Here is a 26,878-nt window from a genome sequence, read left to right as displayed (position 1 = left end):
TCGAGCAACGCCTTTGCCGCCTCATCCTCAGCTGCCTCCAAGCTCGGAAGCTCGGTTCCTTCAGTGTCCGGGAAGGAGGTTCCGTTGTCGACTAGATCAAAATAATAGCGCGCCATCATCGCTAACAAGGCGGCGCGACCTTTGTTCCTCTCGACTTATCGCGAGTGCCGGGTAACGCATGCTTTGAATCCTCAGTATAGGTTACGCCGCCGATAACAGCGTGAGGATCAGTTTCACTACCGGGCTTCCTGCGCATACAATCCGATAACTACCGAGCTGCGGTCACGCGCCAGACCGTGTTTCCGACATCGTCCGCAATCAACAGCGCGCCCGCCTTGTCGACGGCAACGCCCACGGGCCGCCCATGTGCCTTGTTGTCATTGTCAAGGAAACCGGTGACGACGTCCTGAGGCTTACCGTCAGGATGACCTCCATTGAACGGTATGAAAACGACCTTATAGCCGTTGAAGCGCTTGCGGTTCCAACTGCCATGTTCGCCGACAAAGGCGCCATTGCGATAGGATTCGGGCAGGTTGGTGCCGGTGTAAAATGCCAGTCCCAGGGGCGCGACATGGGAACTCAGTGCATAGTCCGGAGGGATGGCCTTGGCGACCAGGTCCGGCCGCCGCGGCATCACCCGCGGATCGACATGCTGGCCATAGTAGCTGTAGGGCCAGCCATAAAACGCGCCGTCCTTGACCGAAGTCATGTAGTCGGGAACCAGATTGGGGCCGAGTTCGTCGCGCTCGTTGATGACGGCCCACAGCGCTCCGCTCTGCGGCTCCCAGCTCAAGCCGTTGGGATTGCGCAGCCCGCTTGCGAAAATGCGCGAACGGCCTGTCGCCCTGTCGACCTCCCAGATCGCGGCGCGATCCTTTTCCGCCTGGACGCCGTTCTCGGTGACGTTGCTGTTGGAGCCGACACCGACATAAAGCAGCGATCCGTCCGGACTGGCGACGAGAGACTTGGTCCAGTGATGATCGATCGGGCCGCCGGGCAGCGGCGTCAGCACGGTGCCTGGCGCGGTGATCTTGGTCTCGCCGGATGTGTAGGGATAACGCACGATCGCATCCGTGTTGGCGACGTAGAGATCGTTGCCGACCAGGGCTACGCCGAAGGGCGAATTGAGATGATCGAGGAAGACATCCTGCACGTCGGGCACGCCGTCGCCGTTCGTATCACGCAACAGCGTGATGCGGTTGCTTCCCTCGGTGCCGCCGCCCGACGTCGCCATGGACTCGATCCAGCCCATGATCAGGTCCTTCGGACGCTTGATCGCGGCGCCGGGCGGCGCCACGGACTCGACCACGAGAACGTCACCGTTCGGCAAGGTGTAGAGCGAGCGTGGATGCTTCAATCCCTTGGCGAATGCCTGGATCTGCAAACCCTTCGCGACCGTTGGTTTCTCGTCCTGCTTCCAGCCGACGACCGAAGCGACATGCATGGGCGGAACAAGATATTGCGTTGGTTCAGGCAGTGTCGGATTTGGCCCGACCTGGCCGCTTGGGTCTGGGTCGTCGTTGCTGCAGGCGGGCAATGCCAAAAGCGATCCGCACAACAGACCGAACCCAAGGGCACGCCGGATGTGAGTGTTCGAAACCCGCAGGGCGTTCATTCGAGCACCTCGACGCGGGTGCGGCCGGTGCTCCATTCCAGCAACCACACGAGAACCAAGACGATCACGGCCGCCGCGGAGAGGATGAGCCCTGTCGGCACGACCGACGTCCAGGCGTCACGGCTGTGCACCAGCGCGTTGAAGAACGACAGCACAAGCACCACCAAGCCGCCGAGCAGATAGGCTCCGTGCGTACGGAGAATTCGACGGGTGAAGAGATCGAAAAGCGCCGCAAGCACCGCAAGAGCGCCCATCACGAGGCCGGCAAACAGCAGCCATGCGGAAAAATCGGCCCACATCATCTCCGCCGTTCGCCAATAGGTGAGGTCGGTCAGCAGCGTGCCGATGAAACAGGCATTGGCGACCGCCATCGGTGTCCGATGGATCGGACGGCCGACGACCACCGGTATCGATCGCGAATTGGCCACGGATCTTCTCCGCCCCTGCTCCAGATGGCATCTGGGCTTCAAACAAACCTGAAGTTGAGATGTTCCGGGAACTGTTCGCGTTCAAGGACTTGTGATTGCCCTGACCAATGCCGATCGCTGTCGCCGGTGAATGGCGCGAAGCGCGGTGTGCTCCGGGAATTCAAGTTCGCAATGTCCGCAGCGTGAGTAACATTGCCTGGCAAGCGGTGGGACGCCAGTTCCATTCCGTGTGAGATGAGCAGGGCTCGTATCGCCTCCCATCAGTGAGATTAGGTTCGGCTTCGTACGTTTCTTACCGAGCCTTGGCCCTTTATTGTCAGTCATTGGCAGATGACTAGATTAACCAGGCGGCATCCCCAAATCATGCCGCAGTGGCCGATGCGGGCTTAGGCAATGTGCCGTCACCGGCATCGTCGCGTCGGCCACTCCCGCGATCCTCGCCCTGCAATGCCGGCATGGTGGCGGTCAGGTGGGCGGACGGTCCTGCCTCGAAGGGTTCTTTGAACCGAGGTCCCCGACCAGCCGACGGTATTGCAGTTCGGGAGGGCCGTAAGATTCCCGTGCCAGCGCCACGAGACCTTTCCGATCCCGGATCGTGATTTCGCCGCGGCGGGCACGGATGTAGCCATGGCTCTCGATTGTCTGAAGCCCCACGGTAACCCCGGGGCGCCTGACGCCCAGCATGACGGAAAGGAATTCGTGGGTTATCATAAGCCTGTCGCCAACGGTCCGGTCGCTGCACATCAGAAGCCATCTCGCCAGCCTGACCTCCAGGCTGTGCCGCGCGTTGATCGACGCCGTGTAGCTGGTCTGGACGTGGAGATACTGCACGTAGCGCAACAGGAAGGGCCGCAAGGTAGGGCTCTCTGCCAAGGCTTCGACGAACGGCGCGGCGCTCATCCGTATCGCTTCGCTCGTCGACTGGATGTAACAATCGAAGCTTGCCAGATCGTCGCCCATGATCAGCGCCGAACCGGTCATACCTTCGAAGCCGATTATTCCCACCTCCGATTCAGCCGTTCCCGCAGTCTTGGCGACGACCGATGCGATGCCACTCTCCAGGAAATAGACAGCTTCGATCTTTTGGCCTTCGATCTCCAACGGCGAGCGCAACTCCAGAAAAACACTTTCGAGATGCGGCCGCAGCCGCTCGAAATCGGCCACGCTCATTCGGCGCAACAACTCGCTCTTGGCCTGCAGAATCTTGGGATCCACGAGACGCTCTCCACTTGGGCAAGAGCACTGGGATCTCTCGGCCGGCCGCGCCCCTCGAACGAGGGGACGGTGGCAAAACATAAACTGTCCCACCCGGCCAGCACTAGGCAGGCGGCCGCGTCGGTATGAAACCGACAATAGCTGCTGTGGACAAATCGCAAGTTTTGTCGACTACCCATCCTTCGCCAGAAGACGAGCTTCCCTGAGGATCGAAGAGCGGTCGAACCCTACCAGCAACACTATGTCACGTATCTGCTGTTCCGTAGCGCCCGATTCCCGGGCAAGTGTACGAACGGCTTCGGGCGCCAGACCGGGGCGCTCAGGGTCTTTCGTCATGACATCCTAGCCTCACGCTGGGGCAGGAGTGCGATGGTCGCTCCCAAGCGTCAACGCCCGGATCGTGCTGCTGACGACCTCTTTGTGTACGCCTTCGTACCGAACTTGGCGAATCAATTCGAAACACGCCGGTTCGGGTGATTCCGGCGCGCCTTGTTTTGTACTCGCCCAAAAGTCATTGCAGATCATGGCTATGCGCGTTCGGAACGCCGCGCCTGTTTGCCGCGTTTGAGCTTGGATCGCTTTCCATGCACAGGTGAAACCCCATGTTCGATTGGCTGAAGCGCGGCGCGCCAGAACCGCGCAAGGGCATGCCCAGCCCCCGCCTCGACGAACAGGCTTTCAAGCGTCGCTATGGCGAACAGTTCAACGATCCGGCGTTCGAGCCCCTGGCTGCCGACATCGAGCGAATAACGGAGGTCGCCTGGCAGGCCTACAGGGATTCCAGGAAAAGCCCGCGGACCCGAAAGGCGGGCCGTGGCTTCGCCGATCCCGATTACGATCTGGCGGTCGATTGGCTCGAGGCCAGACAAGCAATCGAGCGCGCAAAGCGCATGAATGAACGGAGCAAACGACGCCGCGTCCTGATCGTGAACGGATCGCCGCGCAGCGAGCACACCTGCCCCGGCGAGATGTCCAAATCCTATCGTTTTGTCGAAATCGCCCGGAAGATTTTCAAGGCCGGCGGCGCGGAAGTCGAGATCCTGGATTTGTCCCGGCTGGCCGCCGAATACGGCCGCAAAATCTATCCCTGCAAGGCCTGCTTCTCCACCGCTGCCGCGCTTTGTCACTGGCCTTGCTCCTGCTATCCAAATCATTCGCTCGGCCAGACGCAGGACTGGATGAACGAGATCTATCCAATGTGGGTTGCCGCCCATGCGGTGATGATCATAACGCCTGTCCACTGGTATCAGGCCACCTCGCCGCTGAAGCTGATGATGGACCGTCTGGTATGCGCCGATGGCGGCAATCCCGATCCTAGTTCCACGCACGGCAAGGAGGCGCGGGAGGCGAAGGCGCTGGAACTCGAGGGATGGGACTATCCCCGGCACCTTGCCGGCCGGCTCTTCTCGGTAATCGTGCACGGCGATACCGAGGGAGCCGAAAACGTCCGGCGCTCTTTATCGGATTGGCTGAAATCGATCGAAATGGTCCCGGCGGGGCCGAAGGCCGAACTCGACCGCTACACCGGTTATTGGAAGCCATACGCTACCAGCCACAACGAGCTCGACGACGACATGGACCTGCAGGAAGAAGTCCGAAACGCGGCGCGTACGCTTCTGGCCGCTGCGGTCGCTCGGAAGGAGGGCACTTTCGTCGCCGCTGGACAGTCGCTGACCGATCCTCGGCAAAAATGATGTTCGACGGCTTTAGCCTGGAGATCGTCAAGCTTGCGGATGCGACATTGCGCGTGCGCCATGGTGGGGCTGGCCCACCAGTGTTGCTCCTGCATGGGCACCCGCGAACCCACACCACATGGCATCGCGTCGCGCCGATCCTGGCAAGACATCACACCGTCATTTGCCCGGACCTGCCGGGGTTCGGGCAATCGTCCGTCCCGGCCGATGCCTGGGAAAGCGCGGGATCTTCAAAGCGGGCAAAGGCCGGCATTTGCGTGGCTCTCATGCACAGGCTTGGTTTTGATCGTTTCGCCGTCGCCGGGCATGACCGTGGCGCCCTTACCGCGTTCAGGATGGCGATGGATCATCCTGCCAGTATTTCGCACCTTGTCGAAATCGATGGCATTCCGGTCCTTGAGCATCTGGAGCGTTGCGACAGCCACTTTGCGACAGAGTGGTGGCATTGGTTCTTCTTTGCCCAGCCAGACAAGCCCGAGCGCGCCATCAATGTCGATCCGCAGGCCTGGTATGGCGGATCGGCCGAGGCGATGGGCAGAGAAAACTTCGAGGACTATCAGGCGGCGATCAGCAGTCCGCATGTCGTGCATGGCATGCTGGAAGACTACCGGGCCGGGCTCACGATCGATCGCCGGCACGATGCGGAGGATCGCGCCCGAGGGCTCCGGGTCGAATGCCCAACGCTTGTCCTGTGGTCGCTGCGCGACGATCTTGAACGGCTCTATGGTGATGTGCTGGCGATCTGGCGCCCATGGGCCCGGCACCTGCAGGGCCGAGGCATCGACAGCGGCCACCATGTCGCCGAAGAAGCACCGGACCTGTTGGCAAAGGCGACCCTGGACTTCCTTGCTTGAACAGCCGCTGCCGGATGACACGCAGCGTTCGTTCCCCGGGAACAAATCTCCCTTTGGAAAATTGTGACGCCGAGAAAAATGCCGCATGCTCCGGGCCGGAAATATCGCCTTGCGACGGAGTTCTCATCGAGCAGGGGCTCGCCATACGGTCTGACAAGGCCGGCCAGACGGCGCCAGGGGCGATCGCGCCGGCAAGGATGTCGCCGCTTGCGGGGACAGGGGGCTACCATTGAACGCACCAAATAGGCTTGGGCCAAGGAGGTGTAAGATCGATCCCAATCTGTGGTTCGCCTTTCTCGGCACCGTGATCCTGTTGCAGATGCCGCCTGGGCCCGACAGCATGCTGGTCATGGCACGTGGCATCGGGCAAGGCCGTGGCGTGGCGTTGTTCACGGTCATGGGAATGACATTGGGCGCAGGCATGGTGCAACTGCCGCTGATCGCCCTGGGTGTCTCCTCGCTCTTGCGTGCATCGCCATTGGCATTTGACACGCTCCGTTGGGCTGGAGCAGCCTATCTGGTCTGGTTGGGCATAAGTTTGCTCTCGGACACGAAAAGCGATCTGGATCTCGATTGCGTCGAGCGCGTCGGGCCGCTCGCCGCGATGCGGGAAGGTATGATAGCCAACCTCATCAATCCTTGGCCCATGACCTTCATGATCGCCTTCCTGCCTCAGTTCGTCGATCCGAACCGTGGCTCTGTCTGGTTCCAGATGCTGATGCTCGGCGCGACCCAGAAATTGACTGGCGTCTTGGTCCTGGGGACCTATGCGGTTGCTTCTGGTGTGCTCGGCGAATGGGTCATGCGTCGACCCCGCGTGAGACTTTGGCAACAACGGATAGCGGGCTGCTTCATTGTCGGCCTTGGCATTCGAATGGCCGTGGGCGGCGGGGCCGGCAAGTGAAGCCAAAGTCTCCTCCGCAGATCCAACGATGACAAGATCGAAGCAGGTTTCAGACTGGGCATGTTCAGCGAGCCGCGCAGCACGGAAGCCGGATCTCCTGATCGAGTTGGTTGAAACCGGCGGGGATGCCAAGGCAGAAGCGGGCGCTGCGCTCTATCGCTACAATGTGGCCAAGTCCGGCGTCGCGGATCGAATGCCGATCGGCGCCATAGTGCGGGATGCCTCGGGAAAGGTCGTTGGGGGTTTGTGGGGCAGGACTGAGCTTGGACTGTTGTTCCTGGACATGTTTTTCGTGGCTGAGGATGTTCGAGGAAAGTCGTATGGCAGCCGGCTCCTTTCAGCCGTTGAAACAGAGGCAAGAAAGCGTGGCTGCGCCCGCGCCGTGGTCGAGACCAGCAGCTTCCAAGCACCTGGCTTCTATGTTCGCCACGGATACGAGGAATTTGGCAGGGTTGAATTTGGCATTCCAGGCGCCGCGCGCATCTTCCTGCGAAAAGAGCTCTGAAGATTGGAGCGACAACCCTTTCGCGAGCTGGTGTATCGAAGGCCACGCTTCATTCGAAGCGCCCGCCGCAATCGTGGTTGCTGAAGTGGCGGAGCCCCCACTGCCAATCGGTTGAAGCTCCCGCCTTGCCTTGCGAGAATCGCCCATCGTTGCGGTGGCTCCAGTATCCTCGGCTAGGATTTTTGTTCCGACGGGAGAGAGATCCGTTCCCGTACGGACTGCTCCGTCGTGTCGGCCGCGGACTTGACGATTTCACCAATCTGGTCGGCCACCGTGCCTGCTTGTGTGTCCTGCCGTCCAGCTTCCTGCTTGATCGTCTCATAGGCGTCCGCGGCAACCTGCCTGGCCTGATCGAGGCCTTGCTCGAGCATGGTCTCCGAGGTGTTGCGAAGCTTCTCGCCATAGCCGCCCAGCTGCTCATCCTCCATTGCGGTATGGGGCAACATGGCGCCTATCGCGGCGCCGATGGCGAGACCGACCGCCGCAACGGCGAGGGGCTGATCGTTCAACAGCTCCTGTGCCGAGCGGCTGGCTTTCGCAGCCATGTCGCCAGCCGTCGATCCTGCGCTGGCGGCGTTGCTCGTCAGCCCTTCGGCGACGCCGCTTGCTGCGCCCGATATGGCTGCGCCAGCGCTGCTTGCGGCCGACGTGAGCGATTCAGCGGTTCCGGAGAGCGTGCTGCCCAAGCCGCCGCCCTCCGCCTCGTCACCCCCGCTGGGCGGGGTTGGCGCCGTATAGCCGGCCGGGCGACGGCTGCCGTTCGACGGACCGCTGCCCAGCATCAGCCAAGCCAGACCGGCGCCCACCATGGTCACAGGCAAGGGATTGTCCCTGACCTGCGTTCTCAGGTTGTTGAGCGTTGCCGAACTCTCTCCTCCAGAGAAGATGCCGGTGAATTCGTCCAGCAATTGTCCCGGTGTCATTTTGCCTCGAATGGATTCGGCGGTCTCCACCACCCTGGCGCGCGCGGCTTCCGCCTCGCGTTCGAGTTCGGCTGCGGATTTCTCGGTCATCTCACTTGTTCCTTGATCACAGTCGCGTCGCGCCTGAGCTGTTCCTGGGTTCGGTCGGGAGTAAGTTCGGAAGGCGCCATGCTTGCCATGCCGGTGCGCAGCAGAATGACGCCAAGAATTGCCACCACCACGCCGACCAACAGGGAGGACCACCCGGCCCCCAGCCCTGCCCGCGTCAATGCGATGACCAGTGCCTGAAGCAGCACGAGCAGAGCCGCGAGCAGGCAGATGGCCCCGCCCAGCACCTCGGCGGCGCCAGCTCCCGTCTTGGTAAACTTTTCAGAGAGCTCCGCCCGCAGAAGCCTGGCTTCGGTTTGCACCAGCGTGGTGACGTTTTGGGCCAAGTCGGTCACCAGGGTCGCGAGGCTGGGATTATCTTGAGTGTTCATCTGTCTTGCTCCCCATACTGCGTGGCCAGATCATCAACACCGCCGCCGAATCCTTGCGCCCCATCGGCCGACCAACCAGCAGCTTCGCCGGTCTGCGAATTTGCACCACCCGAGGCATTTCGAGATGCTTCGGGGCTTCTGGGCGGGGAAGCCTTGATGAACCGACCCAGCGCCAATCCGGCCAGTACAGACCCGGCAAGCAGGACACCGGGGTTTTGCCGGCCGAAAGACTGCACATCCTCAAGCACCTGGCCAAACGGCTTTTGTTTCAACGAGGAGGAAAGCCGCTCCAGCCCACCAGCGGCGTCCAGGGCAAATTTCGACGCGGTCCTTTCATCATTGTTGGCCAGATGCTCGCTGGCCGCGCGCAACGCGCCGCCCAACGCCGCCAAGCTCGATCCTATGTCGCGCTGCGCCTCCTCCGCCTTGTCCGAAATAACCTGCGTGGCTTCTGTCGCGTAGTCGCCAGCCTTGCGGGTCAGTCCGTCGCGAGCATCGTGAAGCAACTCGCTCGCGCGCTCTTTTTCCCGGCCAAGTCTGTCGGAGACGTCGCTTGTCGCCTTGTCGAAATCAGTGGGTTTACGGCCCTGGCCGTCATTACGTTGCATGGGTCACCTAGTGAAAACCGAGGAAGGAGAGGACCGCGAGCACGACAACGACGAGGCCGATAAGATAAATGACACCGTTCATGGCACGTTCCTCCTTGGCAGCCCAACTTCATGGACCCTGCGATGTTCCGTCGGCGAAGAGCTTTTTGCGATCCAAGAGCAATGCAGGAAGAACCGGTCCAGAGCGTCGCCAGTTCGTCATCGAGACGAGCTGCCCGGCCCGGGAGTTCCCCTCTGAGCACGAATACCTTCCAAGTGGATTCCACTGAGCCACCGCCGAAGTGCGCTTGAGAGAAATCGCTTGACCAGGATAGGATCCACCGTTCCCACCCGAATGGCAGGATCGCAATGACCCGCAACCCTATCGAGACGCTGTCCAGTCGCGCGCGGCGATGGGCAATCGGGTTGACCGAGCAGAAGAGCGTCACCGGCACGGACGGCGAGGCTGCCTTCGGCCCGTGGCTGGCGGCGGAACTCCGAGAGGAGACGGCATTTCAGAACGCGGAGGTCTGGACGATCGAGGTCGGACCTCAGGACGGCCGTCACTGCGTGGCGATGCTCCTGCGCGGCACTGGTCGCTCGACCGTGCTCTTGACCGGTCACTACGACACCGTCGGGACAAGCGACTACGGACAGTTGGAGCCTCTGGCCACTCGGCCCGACGCGTTGACAAAGGCGTTGCACGGTTCCCTCGTCGCCGCGAACGCTCCAGCCGCCATTCTGGCCCACCATGATTTCGCGGGCGGGGAGTTCCTTGCCGGACGCGGTCTTCTCGACATGAAGACGGGCCTTGCAGCCGGGCTGGCCGTATGCGCCGAATTTGCCGAAAGCGCAAAGCCGGCTGGAAATCTGCTTTTTATCGCAGTGCCGGACGAGGAGAACAATTCCGCCGGCGCCCGCAAGGCGGCGCAGATGCTGCCTGGACTCTGTAAAGAGCGCGACCTCGATTTGCTCGCGGTGATCAATCTCGATGCGATCGCGGATGATGGCGACGGCAGCAAGGGTCGCGTCATCGCTCTGGGGACCGTCGGCAAGCTGCTTCCGGCCGCCTGCGTGGTTGGTGTTCCCACACATAGCGGCTTTCCCTTGAATGGCCTCAATGCCGGCGCGATCGCCGCGGCAATCGCCGCGCGGATCGAATGGGCGCCCGAGCTCACCGACATGTGCGGCACCGAACCCGGCACCCCGCCCAGCCTGCTCGGGATTCGGGACGGAAAGACGGGGTATGATGTCACGACACCGCGGACCGCCCATGCCACTTTCAATGTGCTGAGTTATCGCCGGGCGCCCAGTGAGGTGCTCGACCGGTTCGACAGCCTATGCGCCGAAGCGGCCTCGCGTCTTTTACAGGAGCTCCGGCGGCGCGTCTCCGCTCAGCACGAAACAGGTCTGCTGGAGATGGTGCAATCGATCCCGGTCCATCGGTATGAGACTCTGCTGGCGCGTCTCGAAGAACCGGAGCGGATGCGGCTCGAAGCTGTTTCCGCTTCGATCGCCGGCGACCAGCCCCTGCCCGAGAAGTGCCGATTGATAACCGAGCAGGCCTGGGAACTCAGCCGCTTGGCCGGACCAGCCATCGTGACGGGCTTCGGATCCATTCCCTATCTGCCGACGAACCTTTCCGCGCAGCCGGCAGCCGCCAGGCTGCGAGCCGCTGCCGTCGAGGTGGCCGACGAGGCAGCGGCTCGCTATGGCAGCGTGGTCACCTGCGCGGACTATTTCGCCGGGATTTCGGACATGAGCTTCTTTGGCGAAGCGGCCGAGTCCTCCCTCGACGTCGTCGCCCGCAACACACCAGCCTGGAAAGACAGCGTGCGCTGGCCCCTCACGCGAGCCCTGGCCAACATACCGACAATCAACATCGGTCCGTGGGGACGCGATTATCACACGCCGCTCGAACGATTGCATGTCGGCTATGCGTTCGACGTCCTGCCGCAGCTCATTCGCGATGTCTGCGCCAGGATCCTTCGGCCCGACGCGACCTGACAAGTACGAACGGCACAAAGCGGAAGCGGCCCCCATTTGGCCGCCGCCTTCGGCCTGCGACTATGACTATTCGGCTGCCTTCCTGTCGAACATCTGCTCGCTCTGCGCACCAGAGCTTGGCCGTGGCGGCGAAAGCATTGGCTCCTCGCCCATCGGTGCGCCGGGCACCAGGGAGAACTCGCCCTTGCCGTCCATCGACGGGCCTTCGCTCCAGCGTCCCTGCGCCGGTGCTACACCTTCGATGAAACAGTTGATGAAGGCATAGGATACGTCCTGACGCTCTTTCTCCTGCGGGAAGGAATTGGGCACCGGCAGAGACGCAGTCAGGCCCCCCATGTCCTCGATCGCCGCCAGCCACTGCTGCTGATGCATGGTGTCGCGCGCAATGAGGAATGACAGCATGTCCTTCATTCCGGCATCGTTGGTCATGTTGTAGAGGCGGGTCGCAAGCACGCGTCCGCTTCCTTCCGCGGTTACGTTGGCGACCATATCGGCGGCAAGATTGCCGCTGGCATAAACATGCGAAGCATTGAAGGGAACACCGTTGGAGTTTTCCGGCAGGGCGGCGAGCCCAGTCGACAAGATATGACGGAAATTCATCCCGTTGAGGACAGAGCCGCCGACCGCATCGGACGACACGTCCTCCTGCAGCGAAAGCGGTGCCCCTTCGAGATTGAGCGCGACCGCGGTCGCCAGCATCTCGATATGGGCGAGCTCCTCGGTGGCTGTGTTCAACAGCAGGTCGCGGTACTTGGCCGGTCCACGGCACCCCCACGCCTGAAAGAAATACTGCAAGGCGACACGAATTTCGCCTTCCACTCCGCCTATGGCCTGCTGTAAGGCGCGTGCAAAGATTGGGTTCGGCGTCTCGACTCGAACCGGGAACTGCAATTTCTTGTCGGTGTAATACATGGCTGACTCTCCGTTTGAAGTCAGCCGAACCTCAGCCCGGAAGCATTGTTCCGCCCGGGTAGGCGTTTAATTTGGAAAGAACTGGCAACGGATCGCCTCGTGTCAACGGAACTCAATTGCACGACGACGACAGCCGCTCCGGCCGGTCGAACGCAGTCGTGCCGGCCGGCAGACCAGGATCATGCAACCTTGGAAAACAGAGCCACGTCACATCGGGCCAAGCCGTAGCGCCACCGGTGGTCGGTCGCGGCAACCCGGCTTTGGTAAAACAGGGAAAGCTGGCTGCCTTCGATCATCACCGTTGAATGACCGTTCTCGCCCGGCTGGCCTGGTTCGAGTACCGGGCCTATGGACACGTAAGGTCCGGCAACCTCGTCAGCGATGGCAAAAAACACGCGCTGGCGATTCCCACGAAGGCCATTTGGAAGAAAGCAAGTGGCGTTCAGAAGCACTCGGCCATCCGGCAACTCGACCAGTTGGGCACCTTCTATGCCCCATTCATAGTCGGGGTCCTCTCTCGTATTGTGATGAGGGACATCAGCGTGATCGAGGATCTTGCCGATCCGCTTCCACGGCCCGAACCACGAGTCGGACTGGCTGCGTGCGAGATAGATGTCGGGCTGCGGCACCCTGTTGAATTTCGGCATGGCAGAGTAAACGAGATAGCGCTTGCCACCAATGACCGCCGGATGCGGATCGTAGATGCCATCCTCTTCCGTGTCGGGGATGGCGAGAATGGCCGGGCTGAGAACCACCCAATGGAAGCCGTCGTTGGAAACCGCATGCTCGCAGCGGCCCCCGGATTTCATGAACTCGGTCTGGATGAACATATGGAAGACGCCACTTTCGTGGATGACGCCCGGAGCCGCGACCCCGGTCCCGTTGATGGGAAGCTCGATCGCTTCGTGCTCGGTCCAAGGCCCATAGAGGTCGGGGGCCGTGGCGTGCAGGATCCTCCACGTCTCGGTCGTCACCGTCCCGCTTGAGCCGAACACATGCCACAGCCTGCCATCGAAGACGGGGCATGGGTCCTTGAGATCATCCACGCTTTGCGGATGGAACAGCGGAAACACGTTGGTATCGAAGTCGATCTTCATCTTAGCCCCGGAATTTGCCCTTGCCCCGGACCCGCCCAAGCCGCGGGCGAATCAAGTTGATGTCCGGCACATTTTATAGCCAGCAAGTTCAACGCAAATACGGCGAAGGCGGTTCTCCACCAGCAAACTTGGTCGCGGGCAGTTTCGATGACCCGCCATTTGAGACAGCCAGTCTGCCTCCGCGCAGCCGGCGCTTTGCATTCGTCCAATCCGAAGCGGCGACCGAGGCTCTCCGTTTCACCTTGGAACAACTCACCTACCCGAAAGTTAGGAGCTGAAACCGAAGTCTAGTTCCCCCTCATCCACGATTAACAAATGTTAGTCGCAACATAAACCACCGTCTATAAAAGGAATATCTCAATGGAAGCAGCCTTGGGCAGGGTAACCGTCAGTAAACAGGCTGGCAGGCAAAATCTACTGGTTTGCTTCTCTCATTTAAGGTGGAATTTCGTTCATCAACGCCCGCAGCATATCCTCACTCTCGCATCCATGCAGCAGAGGGTGGTCTACTTTGAAGAACCTGTCTTCGAAGAATTGCCGCAGCCGCTAATGCGGACGAGCGAGGCCTCGCCAAACATTCTGATTGTGACACCAGTGCTCCCGGTCGGCACGTCGGCCGCGAAAGCAGATGCCGTGCAGCGCAGATTTGTTCAGCAGACAATCGCGTCTATGCCGCACAGCCGGCTGATCGCCTGGTATTATACGCCAATGGCTCTCCGCTTCACGGAGTACCTTGAGCCTGACATATGTGTCTATGATTGCATGGACGAACTCTCGGCGTTCAAGAATGCGCCGCCTGAATTGAGGCAGATGGAAAAGGTGCTTCTGCACCGCGCCGATCTTGTTTTCACCGGCGGCCTGAGCTTGTTCGAGACCAAGCGCCACCTGCATCACGCGATCTATCCCTTTCCGAGCAGCATCGACGTGAACCACTTTCACAAGGCCAGGAAGCCGGGAAAAGACCCGGCCGATCAGGCCGGCATTCCTCACCCGAGGGTCGGCTATTTCGGCGTCATCGACGAGCGGCTGGACGTCGATCTCGTGGCCCAGGCGGCGGAGACCATGCCGGACGTGCATTTCGTCATGCTGGGCCCGGTGGTCAAGATCGACGCTGCAAGCCTGCCGCGCGCCGAGAACCTTCACTGGCTGGGCGGGAAAGCCTACCGCGATCTGCCCGACTACCTGCGCCATTGGGATGCCGGCTGGATGCCGTTCGCCCTCAATGAAGCGACCCGCTTCATCAGCCCGACCAAGACGCCGGAGTTCCTCGCGGCGGGGCTGCCGGTAGTCTCGACGGCGATCGTGGACGTGGTGCGCAGCTACGGCGCTGCCGGGCTGGTGGAAATCGCCGACAGCGACGATCTGGAAACCAAGCTCCGCTCGGCTCTTTCGCGACCGCGCCAGATGCTCCGGCAACAAGTCGACGCCTACCTTGCGGATACCTCCTGGGAGCGAACATGGAATGCCATGGCGGCTCACATCGAGCGCGCCCATGAACGCAAGAAAATCGTCCCTCTTCGCAGGAGCGCTTAGCCATGTTCGACTGGCTGGTCGTCGGGGCGGGTTTTGCCGGCAGCGTGCTTGCCGAAAGGATAGCCTCGCAGCGTCACGAAAGCGTCCTGCTGGTAGATCGTCGCGGCCATGTCGGCGGCAATGCGTATGATTGCTACAATGAAGCCGGCATCCTGATCCACCGCTACGGTCCGCATATCTTCCACACCAACAGCCAGGCGATCGTGGACTACCTGTCGCAGTTCACCGAGTGGCGGTCATACGAGCACAGGGTGTTGGCGGCGGTGGACGGGAAACTCGTTCCCATCCCGATTAATCTCGACACGATCAACAGCCTTTATGGACTGGAACTGACCTCGGCCCAGTTGGAGGAATTCTTCGCGTCGCGACGCGAGACTGTGGAGGACGTTCGCACGGCCGAGGATGTCGTTGTCAGCACGGTGGGCCGCGAGCTCTACGAAAAATTCTTCCGTGGCTACACCAGGAAGCAATGGGGCGTCGATCCCAGTCAACTGAGCAAGTCGGTGACGGCACGAGTGCCGACCAGGACCAACCGTGACGACCGCTATTTCAGCGATAGTTTCCAGAAAATGCCGGCCGGCGGATACACCAGGATGTTTGAACGCATGCTCGACCATCCGAACATCAAGATCATGCTGCAGACCGATTTCCGCGAAATCCGTGAGAAGATTCCGTTCAGGCGGATGATCTATACCGGTCCGATCGACGAATATTTCGGGTGGCAGCTTGGGCATCTTCCCTATCGCTCGCTGCGTTTCGAGCACGTCACCCTGGACCGCGAGCAGTTTCAGCCGGTTGCCGTCGTCAATTATCCGCAGACGCAAGATTACACCCGCATCACGGAGTACAAACATCTGACCGGCCAGCAGAACGCGCGGACCAGCCTGACTTACGAATACCCGACGGATATCGGCGACCCGTACTACCCGGTGCCGCGAGCCGAAAACGAAGCGCTCTACAAGCGCTACGAAGCGCTCTCCGCAACCTGTCCCGACGTGTGGTTTGTCGGCCGCCTGGCAACATACCGCTACTACAACATGGACCAGGTGGTCGGACAGGCTCTGGCCACTTTCGCTCGCATCCAGAAAAGTCTGCCGGAATGGGCGGGCACTGGAAGGACGTCCCTGGCCGGACTGGTGGCGAGTTCTCCCGCACATGGGAGCTGAATTAACCGCGGCAGAAAACAAAAGGAGAATTGCGATGGATACAAACTTCAACTCGGAGAGCCGTTCGATATTCATTGTTGGCTTGCGCAACGCCCATGCCATGGAGAACCAAGCGCTGTCGATCATGAAACCACAGGTCGAGCGTATCGAGAATTATCCTGAGGTGGCTGATCGCTTGCGCCGGCATATTCAAGAGACCGAGGGCCAGATCACTCGGCTCGAGACGGTCCTGGAGGGTCTCGATGAAGAGCACTCGACTCTCAAGGACACGGCCCTGTCGATGGTTGGCAGCATGGCTGCCATGGGACACTCGATGGCAGGCGACGAGATCATCAAGAACAGCCTAGCGAATTTCGCCTTCGAAAACTACGAGATCGCTGCCTACAATTCGCTCCTGGTGCTCGCCGAGGCCGGCGGCTTCCAGGATGCCGAAACGGTCCTCAAGCAAAATCTGAGCGAAGAGGAAGCGATGGCCGATTGGCTTAAGGAAAATCTGAGCGACGTGACCCTGCGGTACGCCAAGTTGCGCGCGGCGGGGGAGACCGCAAAAAGCTGATCCAACGGCCAGGGGCGGCATCCACAACGCCGCCCCCGCCTGGTCGCCGGCCGCTCCTTCAACGCGTCCGGTTTGGTGCGAACAGATCTTGCTGCCGAACCAGTTCGGCCGCGACGGGCTGGCGGAGGCGTCGCGTGCCATCCGCCTGGATGACGGAAAACAATCCCACCTCCGCATGTCGGGAATTATCCCACCCGGGGTAAGCGGTTATCGGATACAGGCAAATACCCTCGATCGGCGCTTCGAGTTTTATCGCCGCACGCACCTCGTCGCAGACATAGTGGAGCCAAGCCGCCCCGCCCGATCCCTCCGAGCCGGTTTCGGCAATGAACATCGGCTTGCCGTATCGATGAGCGACCTCGATCAGCATTTCCGACAGAGCACGGTACTCGTGGTGCCCCATCGGAATGGTCGGTCCATTTATGTACCATTGATTGTGTGGGTAGAAGTTCAGGCCCACGGCGTCGACAACATCCTCGCTGCCGCCCAACTCGGGTTCGACGCGGCCCAGCAACATGTCGTAGGCCTCGAACTGTCCCAGTCGGGCGTTTTCGGCGCGGCGCCGTTCGCCGCGGGTCCGGTCGCGAGGCGCGATGTGGATGAGCGGCTCGGCCCAGACAAATCCGCATGCCGGATCGACCTCCCGCATTGCACGAACACCGGCGATGGCAGCCTTGACGAGGTGCCGCTTGAACCATCCCCGCTTGTTCGGTCCTACGCGCGGGAAATAGCCGACCTCGACGGCCCAGGCGAAGAAGGAGATTTCGTTGATCGGACACAACAGAGGCGATGTTCCGGTTATCGAACGGTACACCCTCACGGCTTCCGCCGCGAACGAGGCATAGGCATCGATGAACTGGATGGACCCCTGATCGACATGATCCGGGGATCCATAATGGAAGATGTCCCAGATGACCTGGACCCCTGCCGATTGGGCTGCCTCGACCATAGGCATCCAACTTGACCAGTCATAGGTTCCGGGAGCGGTTTCGATCAGGTGCCAGCGTAGCCCATCGCGAATGGTGCGCAGGCCGAGTTCGGCGCAGGCCCGGTAATCGCCGAGGGCATGCAAATTATGCGAGGTCGCACGAATAAGGTCGAGGCGGACGCCATCCTTGCGCCGATGCGAGGAGCACTCAAAGCCCGCCATGAAAAAACTGGCAAAGCGCGAAGCTTTCGGAGCCGACTCACCCACTTCGTGCCCGTCCGTGCGTTCCACTTCGTCCATTCGAAGTCTCCTTTGGGCAGTCGGTTTCAAACTCGGCCGCCCTGTTTGGACCGCGAATTGCCTTGGCGAAACGCCGTATCCGATCAGGCAAGCCGCGTTCCATTGCTCAGCTCAGCTGACCCCTCATCCTGCCTGAGCGGGGTAAAGCCGAACCGACTGGCCGAGCCTTTGTTCCGGTGGTCGACCAGCCGCGAGCTGGGTGGCGATTGGCGACATCAGGAACAAGGAGGCTCGAGCCAAGTTCGGGGCGATGTAGCACCGGCGTCGCTTAACTCGACCGGCTGCCCGGCAAACAACAGAGGCACGGGATCACATGACCGTTCAAATTCAACTTTCCGATATCGACCACGCCAGGCGCGAGGATCGTGGCGACGGTGCTTGGAGCATCGCACCGGATCTGGGTTATTTGCGGCTGGCAATCGTCAATGTCGTGTTCTTCGGCGCACCGGGCAGCGGAGACCGGAAATGGGTGCTGATCGATACCGGGTTGCCGACGTCCCGGAGCAGCATCCTTGCTGTGGCGGAGAAGCGCTTCGGGATTGACGCGCGGCCGGCTGCGATCATCTTGACGCACGGCCATTTCGACCATGTGGGAACGGTTCTGGACCTGGCGACTACGTGGGACGTGCCTGTCTTCGCGCACCCGCTCGAGCGCCCCTATTTGGACGGGACCACATCCTATCCGCCGCCGGACCCCTGGGTCGGGGGTGGACTGATGGCGCTGCTCTCGCCGCTATTTCCACGCGGGCCGATCGATCTTGGCAACCGTCTGGAACTCTTGCCGGCCGACGGTTCGATCCCCGGAATGCCCGGATGGCAGTGGCTGCACACGCCAGGACACGCCCCGGGGCATATCTCGCTCTGGCGCGAGGAGGACCGCTCGCTGATCGTAGGGGACGCTTTCATCACCACAGGCCAGGAGTCGGTCTATGAGGTCGCCGTTCAGGATCTCGAGATGCACGGTCCGCCACGCTATTTCACGCCGGACTGGGATGCGGCGGAAAGATCGGTGAAGCGCCTGGCCGCGCTGAAGCCGCAGATGGTCATCAGTGGACATGGGGCGGCGGCGGCCGGCATGGGCATGCGTCAAGCTCTTGACAGCCTGGCTGATCGGTTCACGGAGTTTGCCGTGCCGCCGAAAATGAAATTCGTGCGCGAGCCGGCGACGGTTCCAAATAGCTGAGCCTGTCCGAGCGCAGCGCTCTGCTGCGGTTCTCAAGATCTGTCAAAAACGCGCCGGCTTTGCCGCCCGGGCGGCCCAAGACGGGCGGCGGCGGAACAAACGCCACGGGCGCCAGTTAGGCGTTCGTTGGGCGGCAGGCGACACCGGGCGTATCTCGAATTCTGCGTCAGGGAAGACTTAGATGGAAAACGCGAAGAACGCGTGCCCTCACGACGCGTCCTCCCCGAGATACGTGGCGCAGCCACTGTTATTGCCAGCCACCTTCAAGCCGGCGCGTTCGCTGCTCTGGATACCCGCAGCCGCATTCTTGCCCGGCTGCGCGGGGGGCGTGCTCGACCCGCAAGGGCCAATTGGCGCGGGCAATCGCACGATCCTTTTGAACTCGCTGGCGGTGATGCTGGTGATCGTCATTCCGACGCTGATCGCACTGCTGGCCTTCGCTTGGAAATTCCGCGCCTCGAACAGCAATGCCCGTTACGACCCGGAATTCACCTATTCAGGCCGGATCGAGTTGATCGTCTGGTCGATTCCGACGCTCACCATCCTCTTCCTTGGCGGACTGATCTATTACGGTTCCTATCACCTCGATCCGCGCAAACCGATCGCCTCGGCGCAGCCACCGCTCGACATCCAAGTGGTGGCGCTCGATTGGAAATGGCTGTTCCTCTATCCCGAGCAGGGTGTTGGAGCGGTCAACCAGCTGGTCATCCCGGCCGGCGTTCCCGTGCATTTCAAGCTGACCTCGGCCAGCGTGATGAACACGTTCTTCGTGCCTCAGCTTGGCAGCATGGTCTATGTCATGAACGGCATGCAGACCGAGTTGCATCTGCAGGCCGACCGCGAGGGGAGCTATTTCGGTCAGTCGGCGCATTTCAGCGGCGACGGCTTCTCGGACATGAACTTCAGCGTGACCGCGGTTTCGCCTGATGCGTTCACCCGCTGGACGTCATCGTTGCGTGGTGGCGGCGGCGTGCTCAACGCCGACGCTTACCGCGAGCTCGCCCGGCAAAGCACAAACCTGCCGCCGGCTTCGTTCGGCCACGTGCAGCCCGGGCTGTTCGAAGCGGTTGTTCAGCAGACGCTGCCGCCCGGCCCCGGCCCCGCTGAAAGTGCCGGCAGCGGTGAGCCACAGGTCAGTCCGAAGGCGTTACGAGCGGCGGCCATGGCGCACCACCAGCAGGCAGAAGGGGGAGAATGACGATGCTCGGCAAGCTCGATTGGTCGGCGATTCCGTTCGACCAACCTATCCCCCTCGGTGCGGCCTTCGCGGTGTTCCTCGCCGCGGCAGCGGTGCTCTGCTGGATAAGTCTCAAGGGATATTGGCCCTATCTGTGGAGCGAGTGGATAACTTCGGTCGACCACAAACGCATCGGCGTGATGTACATCGTGCTCGCGATGCTCATGCTTTTGCGTGGCTTCATCGATGCCATCATGATGCGCACGCAACAGGTGCTGGCCATCCACGGTCCAGGCTATCTTCCGCCCGAGCATTACGACCAGATCTTTTCGGCGCACGGCACGATCATGATCTTCTTCGCGGCAATGCCCTTCATCATCGGCCTGATGAATTTCGTCGTGCCGCTGCAGCTTGGCATCCGCGATGTCGCCTTTCCGACGCTCAACTCAGTCAGCTTCTGGTTGACGGCTACCGGAGCCCTGCTGGTCAACATCTCGCTTGTCATCGGCGAGTTCGCGCGCACCGGCTGGTTGCCCTATGCGCCCTTGTCGGAAACCACCTACTCGCCGGGCGTCGGTGTCGACTATTATCTGTGGTCGATCCAGATCTCCGGCGTCGGCACGCTGCTGACCGGCGTGAACCTGGTGACGACCATCCTCAAGATGCGTGCGCCGGGAATGGGGTACCTGCGCATGCCGATGTTCTGCTGGACATCGCTGGCATCCAACCTGCTCATCGTCGCGGCCTTCCCGATCCTCACCGCCACGCTCGCGATGCTGACGCTGGACCGCTATCTCGGCTTCCATTTCTTCACCAACGAAGCCGGCGGAAATCAGATGATGTTCGTCAACCTGATCTGGGCCTGGGGCCATCCCGAGGTTTACATCCTGGTGCTTCCAGCCTTCGGGATTTTTTCCGAGATCTTCTCGACCTTCGCGTCAAAGCCGCTGTTCGGATATCGTTCGATGGTCGCGGCGACGATGTTCATCTGCATCGTCTCGTTCATGGTCTGGCTGCACCATTTCTTCACCATGGGCGCCGGTGCCGACGTCAATGCCGCGTTTGGCATCGCCACCTCGGTCATCGCCGTCGGCACCGGCGTAAAAATCTACAATTGGCTCTTCACCATGTATGGCGGGCGCGTTCGCTTCGACACGCCCATGCTTTGGGCGCTGGCTTTCGTCACCACCTTCACCGTCGGCGGCATGACCGGCGTTCTGCTAGCCGTCCCGCCCGCCGACTTCGTGCTGCACAACTCGCTTTTCCTCGTGGCACATTTCCACAACGTCATCATCTCGGGCGTGCTGTTCGGCGCCTTTGCCGGCTTCACCTACTGGTTCCCCAAGGCATTCGGCTTCCGGTTGCACGAAGGTTGGGGGAAGGCGGCGTTTTGGGTCACCTTGGTCGGCTACATGCTGGTCTTCGTGCCCCTCTATATCGTCGGCCTGCTTGGCATGACGCGGCGCCTTCAGCACATCGACATGGATCTTTGGGCACCGTGGCTGGTGGTGGCCGCGTTCGGCGTGCTGGTGATGATCATCGGCGCCGCACTGCAGATCATGCAGCTGGTGGTTTCGATCCGGCATCGCGACAAGCTTCGCGACGAGACCGGCGACCCGTGGGATGGGCGTTCGCTGGAATGGTCGACACCCTCCCCTCCACCCGCCTTCAACTTTGCGCGGCTGCCACATGTCGAGAACGAAGAACCCTACTGGACCATCAAGCAGCGGGGGATCGAGGAGCAGAGCGCGGAGACGGAGGCCGCGTACGAGCCTATCGAGATGCCGCGCAACAGCCCGACGGGCTTCGTCACCGCTTTCTTCAGTACGCTGATCGGCTTCGCGCTGATCTGGCACATTTGGTGGCTGGCGATCGTCGGCTTCATCGGCGCCTACGCCACCTTCGTCGTCTTCGCCTGGCGCGATCATGGCAACTACGAGATCCCCGCCGATGAGGTCGCGCGAATAGACCGAAACGGCCGAGCCGCGCGGCTTGCCTTCCTGCGCAGCTGGGAACGTCCGGTATGAGCGATCACGCCTTCACCACCGACATCAGCGCCGACGGCCAGACACGCGACCAATACCGGGTCAATCGCACCGGCAGCCATGGTGCAAGATCCGCGACGGGCCACGGACAGGGCGGCCCTGCGTCGAAGTTCGTCACCGTTGCCTACGGGTTCTGGATCTTTCTGCTGTCCGACATCATCATGTTCTCGGCTTTCTTCGCCGCCTATGCCGTGCTCGCCAAGGCAACCGCCGGCGGACCGACCGGCAAGGATCTGTTCGAACCCACGCGCGTTGCGGTGCAAACGGGCCTTCTGCTCAGTTCAAGCTTCACCTGCGGCTTGGCAACGCTCGCGAGCCACCGCAGATCGATGGCTGCCACCCAGTTCTGGCTGCTGGTTACGGGCCTGCTCGGGGCAGCCTTCCTGCTCCTGGAGGTGCAGGAGTTCGCGGCGATGGCCGGCGAGCAGGCAGGCCCGTCTCGAAGTGCATTTCTTTCAGCCTTTTTCGCACTCGTTGGTTGCCACGGGACCCACGTCGCACTTGGCCTGCTCTGGCTAGGCACCATGATGGCGCAGCTGTGGGTCAAGGGTTTTCGACCCGATATTTTGCGGCGGCTCCACTGCTTCGGGCTCTTCTGGCACGCGCTCGACATCATCTGGGTTGCAATCTTCACCCTGGTTTATCTGTTAGGAGTATCGCCATGACCGAAATCGGGGGCGAGAGCGGGGCCGGCGAGACGCCAGACCGCCGCGATTCAGCGCCGGGCGAGGAACGCATAACCGAGCACGAAATGGCGGGGGGCCTCTCTGGCTACCTGCTCGGCTTCGGCCTGGCCATCCTGCTGACGATTGCTTCGTTCCTGGCGGCTCAGACCAACCTGATCTACCAGCCGGCGGTGATTTCGGCTCTGGTGGTGCTCGCTGTCGCGCAGATGGGGGTGCATCTTGTCTTCTTTCTCCACCTGACGACCGGACCGGACAACACCAACAACGTCCTGGCCCTGGCCTTCGGCGTGCTGATCGTGGCGCTGGTGGTTCTGGGCTCAGTCTGGATCATGGCCCATCTGGATCAGAACATGGCTGCCATGACGGCCCATCAAGCCGGAGTGATGCCTTGAGCGAACCGCACGCCGGACACGGCATTAGCTGACTTTCGCTCGCCTCGTCACGCGTTTCAGGCGGGAACTTTGGTTCGGGCAGCAAGTTCGGACGCCATCGGAGACAACAGGCTCGCGGTAGATGGGCGCCCAGATCAATCACTTCGTCAAGGATATCCTCATCGAGGTCGCCGAAATGCTTCCGGCCGTGACTCAAAGGGAAAGAACGCCGGCTGACGAACTGCCCGTCGAAGCGCCGGACTTTCCCCACGATCTGGAACCGGTGATCCGAGCGAACCCATCATGGGCGGCGCCGCGCCGGCCGGGCTGCACGCAAGGCACCGAGCACCGAGCGGACGGCATCGATACCTGAGCCGCGAGACTGGATCGGGGGCCTGAAAATCAGCCGGCCGTTGCGGAACTCGAAGCCCTGTGCGTTTTTAAAGCGCCATTTTGATGCCACCGGCTTCTTGCGGAAGGTAATCGCGATCCCTTCTGGTCCCACATCGACTTTGCTGATGCCCAGGTCCGCCGCGGCTATGCGCAACCTGGTCAGTTCCAGTAAATCCGCCACTTCGCCGGGCATGTCTCCAAAGCGGTCCTCAAGCTCTTCGCCGAATGCATCGAGGTCCGTCTCGGCAGCCAAACGAGACAGCCTCGCATAGAGGCTGACGCGCACCGTCGGCTCGTTGACGTAACTTTCGGGAAAGGCCCCTTTTCCGGCGCCGTTGATGTCGGCAAGCTGCTTGTCGGTATCGGCCCCTCCCGCAGCCAGCGAGACCGCCCGCTGCAGAAAATGTTGGTAAAGGCCTGCTCCGATCAGCTTCATGTGTCCGGCTTGATCTTCGCCGAAAAGGTCTCCTGCCCCGCGCAGGTCGAGGTCCCTTTGGCTGATCGCAAGGCCGGAGCCAAGCCGATCGAGCGCAATCATGGTCGAAAGTCGGGCTCTTGTGCCTTCGGCCAGTTCGACGCCAGGCTCGGTCAGAAGAAGAGCAATAGCCTGCACCGCCCCCCTTCCGACCCGGCCGCGAAGCTGGTGCAGCTGTGCCAGACCGAACCTGTCCGCTCGCCAGATCAGTATGGTGTTGGCCCGCGGCACGTCGAGGCCGCTCTCGATGATGTCGGTGCTCAACAGGACGTCGCCGTCACCGTCAGCGAACCCGACCACGATGTCGTCCAGTTGTCTCCCTTTCATTTCGCCATGCGCCGTCTTGACCGCGAGTTCCGGCACCAGTCTGTTTAGCTGCAGGCGAACCGGATCGATGTCTTCGATGCGCGGAACCACCAGGAAGCTCTGTCCGCCCCGACGAAACTCGCGCAAAAGAGCGGCTCTTGCCGAAGCTGGATCGAAGGGCGCCAGGATGGTGCGAACGGGACGTCTTTTGGCGGGCGGAGAGTTGAGGACGCTGACCTCCTGGACGCCTGACATCGCCGATTGCAGCGTCCGCGGTATCGGCGTGGCGCTCATGCTCAGCGTATGAAGGCAGGGCGCCATGTTCCGCAGCGCCTGCTTCAACTTGACGCCGAACCGGTGCTCCTCGTCGATCACCAGCAGTCCGAGATTGGCGAAGCTGACGCTCTTGGCCGCCAGGGCCTGGGTACCCACAACCACCGCGACCTGACCGCTCCGCAGCCGCTCCTTCACCGCTCTCGCCTCCGCCGCTCCGATCATTCTCGAGAGGTGGGCGACCTCGAGGCCGGTTCCCGCAAATCTTCTGCTGAACGTCTCGTAGTGCTGGCGTGCCAACACCGTTGTCGGCGCTATCACCGCCACCTGCTTCCCGCAGAGGGCCGCGGCGGCGCAGGCCCGCAGGGCCACCTCTGTCTTGCCGAAGCCGACGTCGCCGCAGACAAGGCGATTCATTGTTCTCCCCGACGACAGGTCGCCGAGCACGTCGCGGATGGCGGCAGCCTGGTCGGGAGTCTCGGCATAGGGAAACCGCGCCGCGAACCGGGCAAGATCGGCGCGAGAGGGTTTCATGATCGCGGCAGGCTGGCTGGACCTGGCATTGGCAAGGTCCCTCAAGCGCTTGGCCAGCCTGTCGATATCGCGCAGCGCCGCCTTGCGTCGGTTGAGCCACCCATCGCTGTTCAAGCGATCGAGCGGCACCGCACCGGGTTCCGAGCCATAGCGCCATATCCGCCCAAACTCATCGACCGGAACCAGCAAGGAAGCTCCGTCCTGATATTCCAGCCTGACGACATCCTGCTGCTGACCGGCCAACTGGACCTGTTCGACCGCCGCCAGCATGGCCAGGCCATGGTCCTCATGGACGACGACGTCGCCGATGCGCAACTCGGGTTCGAGTATGCTGGTGGCCGCGCCGCCATTTGCTTTCAAGGCGTGGCCAAACAGGTCGGCCGCGGCCACCACCGCGATGCCTGATTGCTCGTCGACAAAGCCTTCGTCGAGAACGATCTCGGCCTTGAGAAGAGAGCCCCCTGGGGCCGAACGGATCCGCGGCCAGTCCGCCACTTCCCCCATTCGCCGACCAAGCTTCCGATCGAGCAGACGATCGGCTCGCCGCAGTTCGGAGGCCTCGCCCGCGAACGCCACAGTGACACCCGACCTTGTCTGCCTTTCCGCAAATTCGGCGAACTGATCCCCGGATCGCGCCTGCTGGAAGAATTTGGGAACTCGCGCGGCAGAAACGGCGAGACTCGTGCCGTGGCGTTTACGGACTGCGACGTCCCATTCTTGACGCGACAGGTAAAACTGTTCCGGCAAGGGTTTGGCGGGCGCGGCAACCTCCTGCCTTGCACCACGAGCATCTTCGATCAGGCCCAGGAAGCGGTCGAGCGGCGCGCCTTCGAGACCTTCCGCGATGGAGACACAGGCGCCGGATGCCACATCGAAGACCGACGGCATGCTGCCGTATAACGCGACGAGGCGTTCTTCCATCGACGTCGCGCGCATCGCTGCCAACTCAGGATGATCCCCCGTTGCGAAAATCAGCTCGGATGCTGGCCCAACCGTGACCGACTCGCGCGACTGTTCGCTAAGCTGGCTTATGGGGTCATAGGTCTTGAGTTCCCGGATGCAGCTATCTGTACCGATGACGACGCGAACCGGGTGATCGGCGCCAGCAGGGAATATGTCCATGAGGTCGCCCCGAAAGGCTATCTCGCCCGGTTCGTCGACCCTTTCGTCGACACCGTATCCAATCGCCTCTGCTCTCGTTCGGAAACCATCCGGGTCGAACTCTTGTCCGAGTTCCAGAATTGTAAAACCGCCAGCAATGACTGGTGCGGGCGGCACCCGCTGGAGCGTGGTCTCGATCGACAGAACCACGATGCGCGGACGTTTTGGCTCGCTCGCGATCTCACGCAGAGCGCGAAGCCTCCGCCCCATATTGGCGCGTGTCGGCCATACCCTGTCGTAAGGCAGGCAATCCCAGGACGGCAGGAAGATGACGTCCGCGCTCGGCAGAAACTGACGCAAAGCCGCAGCGGTCTCTTCGGCACTGCGTTCCGAGGCGGCTATATGGACAATATGCTTGTTTGGACCGCTCTCAAGGGAGTCGGCCAGCGCCGCCGCGATTGCGGCGGAAGGCGAGGCGCCCTGGTCTCTCGCGAGGTCCCCGTCATTCGACGGGTGATGGACTTCTTCGATGATTTCCGTCCGCGAAATGGGTCTGTTCACTGAGGTCTCACCTTGCCACCGTCGGAGAACGTCAGTGGAACCACCCTGTTCCTTGGGGGCGGATAAAGTG

General features: G+C 61.6%; 23 protein-coding genes. 13 read left to right on the top strand and 10 right to left on the bottom strand.

The features are described from left to right. Window positions 1-268: 268 nt before the first annotated feature. The 3 genes from FJ936_RS08575 to FJ936_RS08565 form a co-directional block, all read right to left on the bottom strand. On the bottom strand, window positions 269-1,615 hold the full coding sequence (locus tag FJ936_RS08575; protein WP_140790253.1) for a sorbosone dehydrogenase family protein: 1,347 nt from the start codon (window positions 1,613-1,615) through the stop codon (window positions 269-271). Further along, window positions 1,612-2,043, bottom strand: coding sequence for a DUF2231 domain-containing protein (locus tag FJ936_RS08570; RefSeq protein ID WP_140715599.1), 432 nt, complete (start codon window positions 2,041-2,043; stop codon window positions 1,612-1,614). Before FJ936_RS08570 ends, FJ936_RS08575 begins: the two co-directional genes overlap by 4 nt. A 465-nt stretch (window positions 2,044-2,508) precedes the next feature. Then, window positions 2,509-3,258, bottom strand: coding sequence for a Crp/Fnr family transcriptional regulator (locus FJ936_RS08565; protein WP_141906376.1), 750 nt, complete (start codon window positions 3,256-3,258; stop codon window positions 2,509-2,511). A 602-nt stretch (window positions 3,259-3,860) separates the two neighbouring features. On the opposite strand from FJ936_RS08565, the gene FJ936_RS08560 reads away from it, so the two are divergent. From FJ936_RS08560 to FJ936_RS08545, 4 genes are all read left to right on the top strand, one after another. Continuing rightward, window positions 3,861-4,952 (top strand): flavodoxin family protein, encoded by a 1,092-nt coding sequence (locus FJ936_RS08560; protein WP_141906375.1) that lies wholly within the window; start codon window positions 3,861-3,863, stop codon window positions 4,950-4,952. After that, window positions 4,952-5,806 carry an alpha/beta hydrolase gene (locus FJ936_RS08555; RefSeq protein WP_181763126.1) on the top strand — a complete coding sequence of 285 codons (855 nt, stop codon included), beginning with the start codon at window positions 4,952-4,954 and terminating at the stop codon, window positions 5,804-5,806. Before FJ936_RS08560 ends, FJ936_RS08555 begins: the two co-directional genes overlap by 1 nt. 229 nt (window positions 5,807-6,035) lie before the next feature. Beyond that, the gene (locus FJ936_RS08550; RefSeq protein WP_141906373.1) at window positions 6,036-6,710 is read left to right on the top strand and encodes a LysE family translocator; all 675 of its coding nucleotides are present in this window, start codon (window positions 6,036-6,038) and stop codon (window positions 6,708-6,710) included. A 28-nt stretch (window positions 6,711-6,738) separates the two neighbouring features. Next, the gene (locus FJ936_RS08545) at window positions 6,739-7,215 is read left to right on the top strand and encodes a GNAT family N-acetyltransferase (RefSeq protein WP_141906372.1); all 477 of its coding nucleotides are present in this window, start codon (window positions 6,739-6,741) and stop codon (window positions 7,213-7,215) included. Window positions 7,216-7,388: 173 nt separating this feature from the next. Here the strand turns inward: FJ936_RS08545 and FJ936_RS08540 are convergent, their stop codons facing one another. Genes FJ936_RS08540 through FJ936_RS08530 form a run of 3 tightly spaced genes read right to left on the bottom strand, consistent with a single transcriptional unit; the run spans window position 7,389 to window position 9,225 of the window. Further along, on the bottom strand, window positions 7,389-8,228 hold the full coding sequence (locus FJ936_RS08540; protein WP_141906371.1) for a DUF3618 domain-containing protein: 840 nt from the start codon (window positions 8,226-8,228) through the stop codon (window positions 7,389-7,391). Further along, entirely contained in the window at window positions 8,225-8,617 is a 393-nt protein-coding gene (locus FJ936_RS08535) for a phage holin family protein (protein WP_015316434.1), read from the bottom strand. The genes FJ936_RS08540 and FJ936_RS08535 overlap by 4 nt, the downstream gene beginning before the upstream one ends. Next, entirely contained in the window at window positions 8,614-9,225 is a 612-nt protein-coding gene (locus FJ936_RS08530; protein ID WP_141906370.1) for a hypothetical protein, read from the bottom strand. Before FJ936_RS08530 ends, FJ936_RS08535 begins: the two co-directional genes overlap by 4 nt. A gap of 405 nt (window positions 9,226-9,630) precedes the next feature. Here FJ936_RS08530 and FJ936_RS08525 point away from each other — a divergent pair, with 405 nt between their 5' ends. Further along, window positions 9,631-11,211 (top strand): M20/M25/M40 family metallo-hydrolase, encoded by a 1,581-nt coding sequence (locus FJ936_RS08525; RefSeq protein WP_210245818.1) that lies wholly within the window; start codon window positions 9,631-9,633, stop codon window positions 11,209-11,211. Window positions 11,212-11,277: 66 nt separating this feature from the next. Here the strand turns inward: FJ936_RS08525 and FJ936_RS08520 are convergent, their stop codons facing one another. Both FJ936_RS08520 and FJ936_RS08515 read right to left on the bottom strand, forming a co-directional pair. Beyond that, window positions 11,278-12,123 (bottom strand): manganese catalase family protein, encoded by an 846-nt coding sequence (locus FJ936_RS08520; protein WP_015316430.1) that lies wholly within the window; start codon window positions 12,121-12,123, stop codon window positions 11,278-11,280. A 179-nt stretch (window positions 12,124-12,302) separates the two neighbouring features. Beyond that, the gene (locus tag FJ936_RS08515; protein ID WP_181166253.1) at window positions 12,303-13,220 is read right to left on the bottom strand and encodes a hypothetical protein; all 918 of its coding nucleotides are present in this window, start codon (window positions 13,218-13,220) and stop codon (window positions 12,303-12,305) included. A gap of 360 nt (window positions 13,221-13,580) precedes the next feature. Here FJ936_RS08515 and FJ936_RS08510 point away from each other — a divergent pair, with 360 nt between their 5' ends. From FJ936_RS08510 to FJ936_RS08500, 3 genes are read left to right on the top strand one after another with little or no spacing between them, the layout of a single operon-like run. Next, a complete protein-coding gene (locus tag FJ936_RS08510; RefSeq protein ID WP_141906368.1) occupies window positions 13,581-14,753 on the top strand; it encodes a glycosyltransferase in 1,173 nt (390 codons plus the stop codon). Window positions 14,754-14,755: 2 nt separating this feature from the next. Further along, the gene (gene glf / locus FJ936_RS08505; protein WP_141906367.1) at window positions 14,756-15,919 is read left to right on the top strand and encodes a UDP-galactopyranose mutase; all 1,164 of its coding nucleotides are present in this window, start codon (window positions 14,756-14,758) and stop codon (window positions 15,917-15,919) included. 34 nt (window positions 15,920-15,953) lie between these two features. Beyond that, the gene (locus FJ936_RS08500) at window positions 15,954-16,475 is read left to right on the top strand and encodes a ferritin-like domain-containing protein (RefSeq protein ID WP_015316426.1); all 522 of its coding nucleotides are present in this window, start codon (window positions 15,954-15,956) and stop codon (window positions 16,473-16,475) included. A 58-nt stretch (window positions 16,476-16,533) separates the two neighbouring features. On the opposite strand, the gene FJ936_RS08495 is transcribed toward FJ936_RS08500, so the two are convergent. Further along, window positions 16,534-17,703, bottom strand: a complete 1,170-nt coding sequence (locus tag FJ936_RS08495) for a beta-glucosidase (protein ID WP_181763112.1) — start codon at window positions 17,701-17,703, stop codon at window positions 16,534-16,536. A 313-nt stretch (window positions 17,704-18,016) separates the two neighbouring features. On the opposite strand from FJ936_RS08495, the gene FJ936_RS08490 reads away from it, so the two are divergent. The 5 genes from FJ936_RS08490 (at window position 18,017) to cyoD (ending at window position 23,186) form a co-directional block, all read left to right on the top strand. Then, entirely contained in the window at window positions 18,017-18,886 is an 870-nt protein-coding gene (locus FJ936_RS08490; protein ID WP_140821167.1) for an MBL fold metallo-hydrolase, read from the top strand. A 250-nt stretch (window positions 18,887-19,136) separates the two neighbouring features. Beyond that, window positions 19,137-20,084, top strand: a complete 948-nt coding sequence (gene cyoA / locus FJ936_RS08485) for a ubiquinol oxidase subunit II (RefSeq protein WP_246680432.1) — start codon at window positions 19,137-19,139, stop codon at window positions 20,082-20,084. A 2-nt stretch (window positions 20,085-20,086) separates the two neighbouring features. Further along, window positions 20,087-22,090 carry a cytochrome o ubiquinol oxidase subunit I gene (gene cyoB, locus FJ936_RS08480; RefSeq protein WP_181763125.1) on the top strand — a complete coding sequence of 668 codons (2,004 nt, stop codon included), beginning with the start codon at window positions 20,087-20,089 and terminating at the stop codon, window positions 22,088-22,090. Further along, a complete protein-coding gene (gene cyoC, locus FJ936_RS08475; protein WP_140614623.1) occupies window positions 22,087-22,773 on the top strand; it encodes a cytochrome o ubiquinol oxidase subunit III in 687 nt (228 codons plus the stop codon). The genes cyoB and cyoC overlap by 4 nt, the downstream gene beginning before the upstream one ends. Further along, window positions 22,770-23,186, top strand: a complete 417-nt coding sequence (gene cyoD, locus FJ936_RS08470) for a cytochrome o ubiquinol oxidase subunit IV (protein WP_140614624.1) — start codon at window positions 22,770-22,772, stop codon at window positions 23,184-23,186. Before cyoC ends, cyoD begins: the two co-directional genes overlap by 4 nt. A 280-nt stretch (window positions 23,187-23,466) precedes the next feature. On the opposite strand, the gene FJ936_RS08465 is transcribed toward cyoD, so the two are convergent. Continuing rightward, window positions 23,467-26,808, bottom strand: coding sequence for a DEAD/DEAH box helicase (locus FJ936_RS08465; RefSeq protein ID WP_141906364.1), 3,342 nt, complete (start codon window positions 26,806-26,808; stop codon window positions 23,467-23,469). Between the last annotated feature and the right edge of the window lie 70 nt (window positions 26,809-26,878).

It is taken from the genome of Mesorhizobium sp. B2-4-13 (genome assembly GCF_006658535.1).
GTDB lineage: Bacteria > Pseudomonadota > Alphaproteobacteria > Rhizobiales > Rhizobiaceae > Mesorhizobium > Mesorhizobium australicum.
The sequence above is the reverse complement of the archived record's forward strand: the minus strand, read 5'-3'. Positions and strand labels throughout refer to the sequence as shown.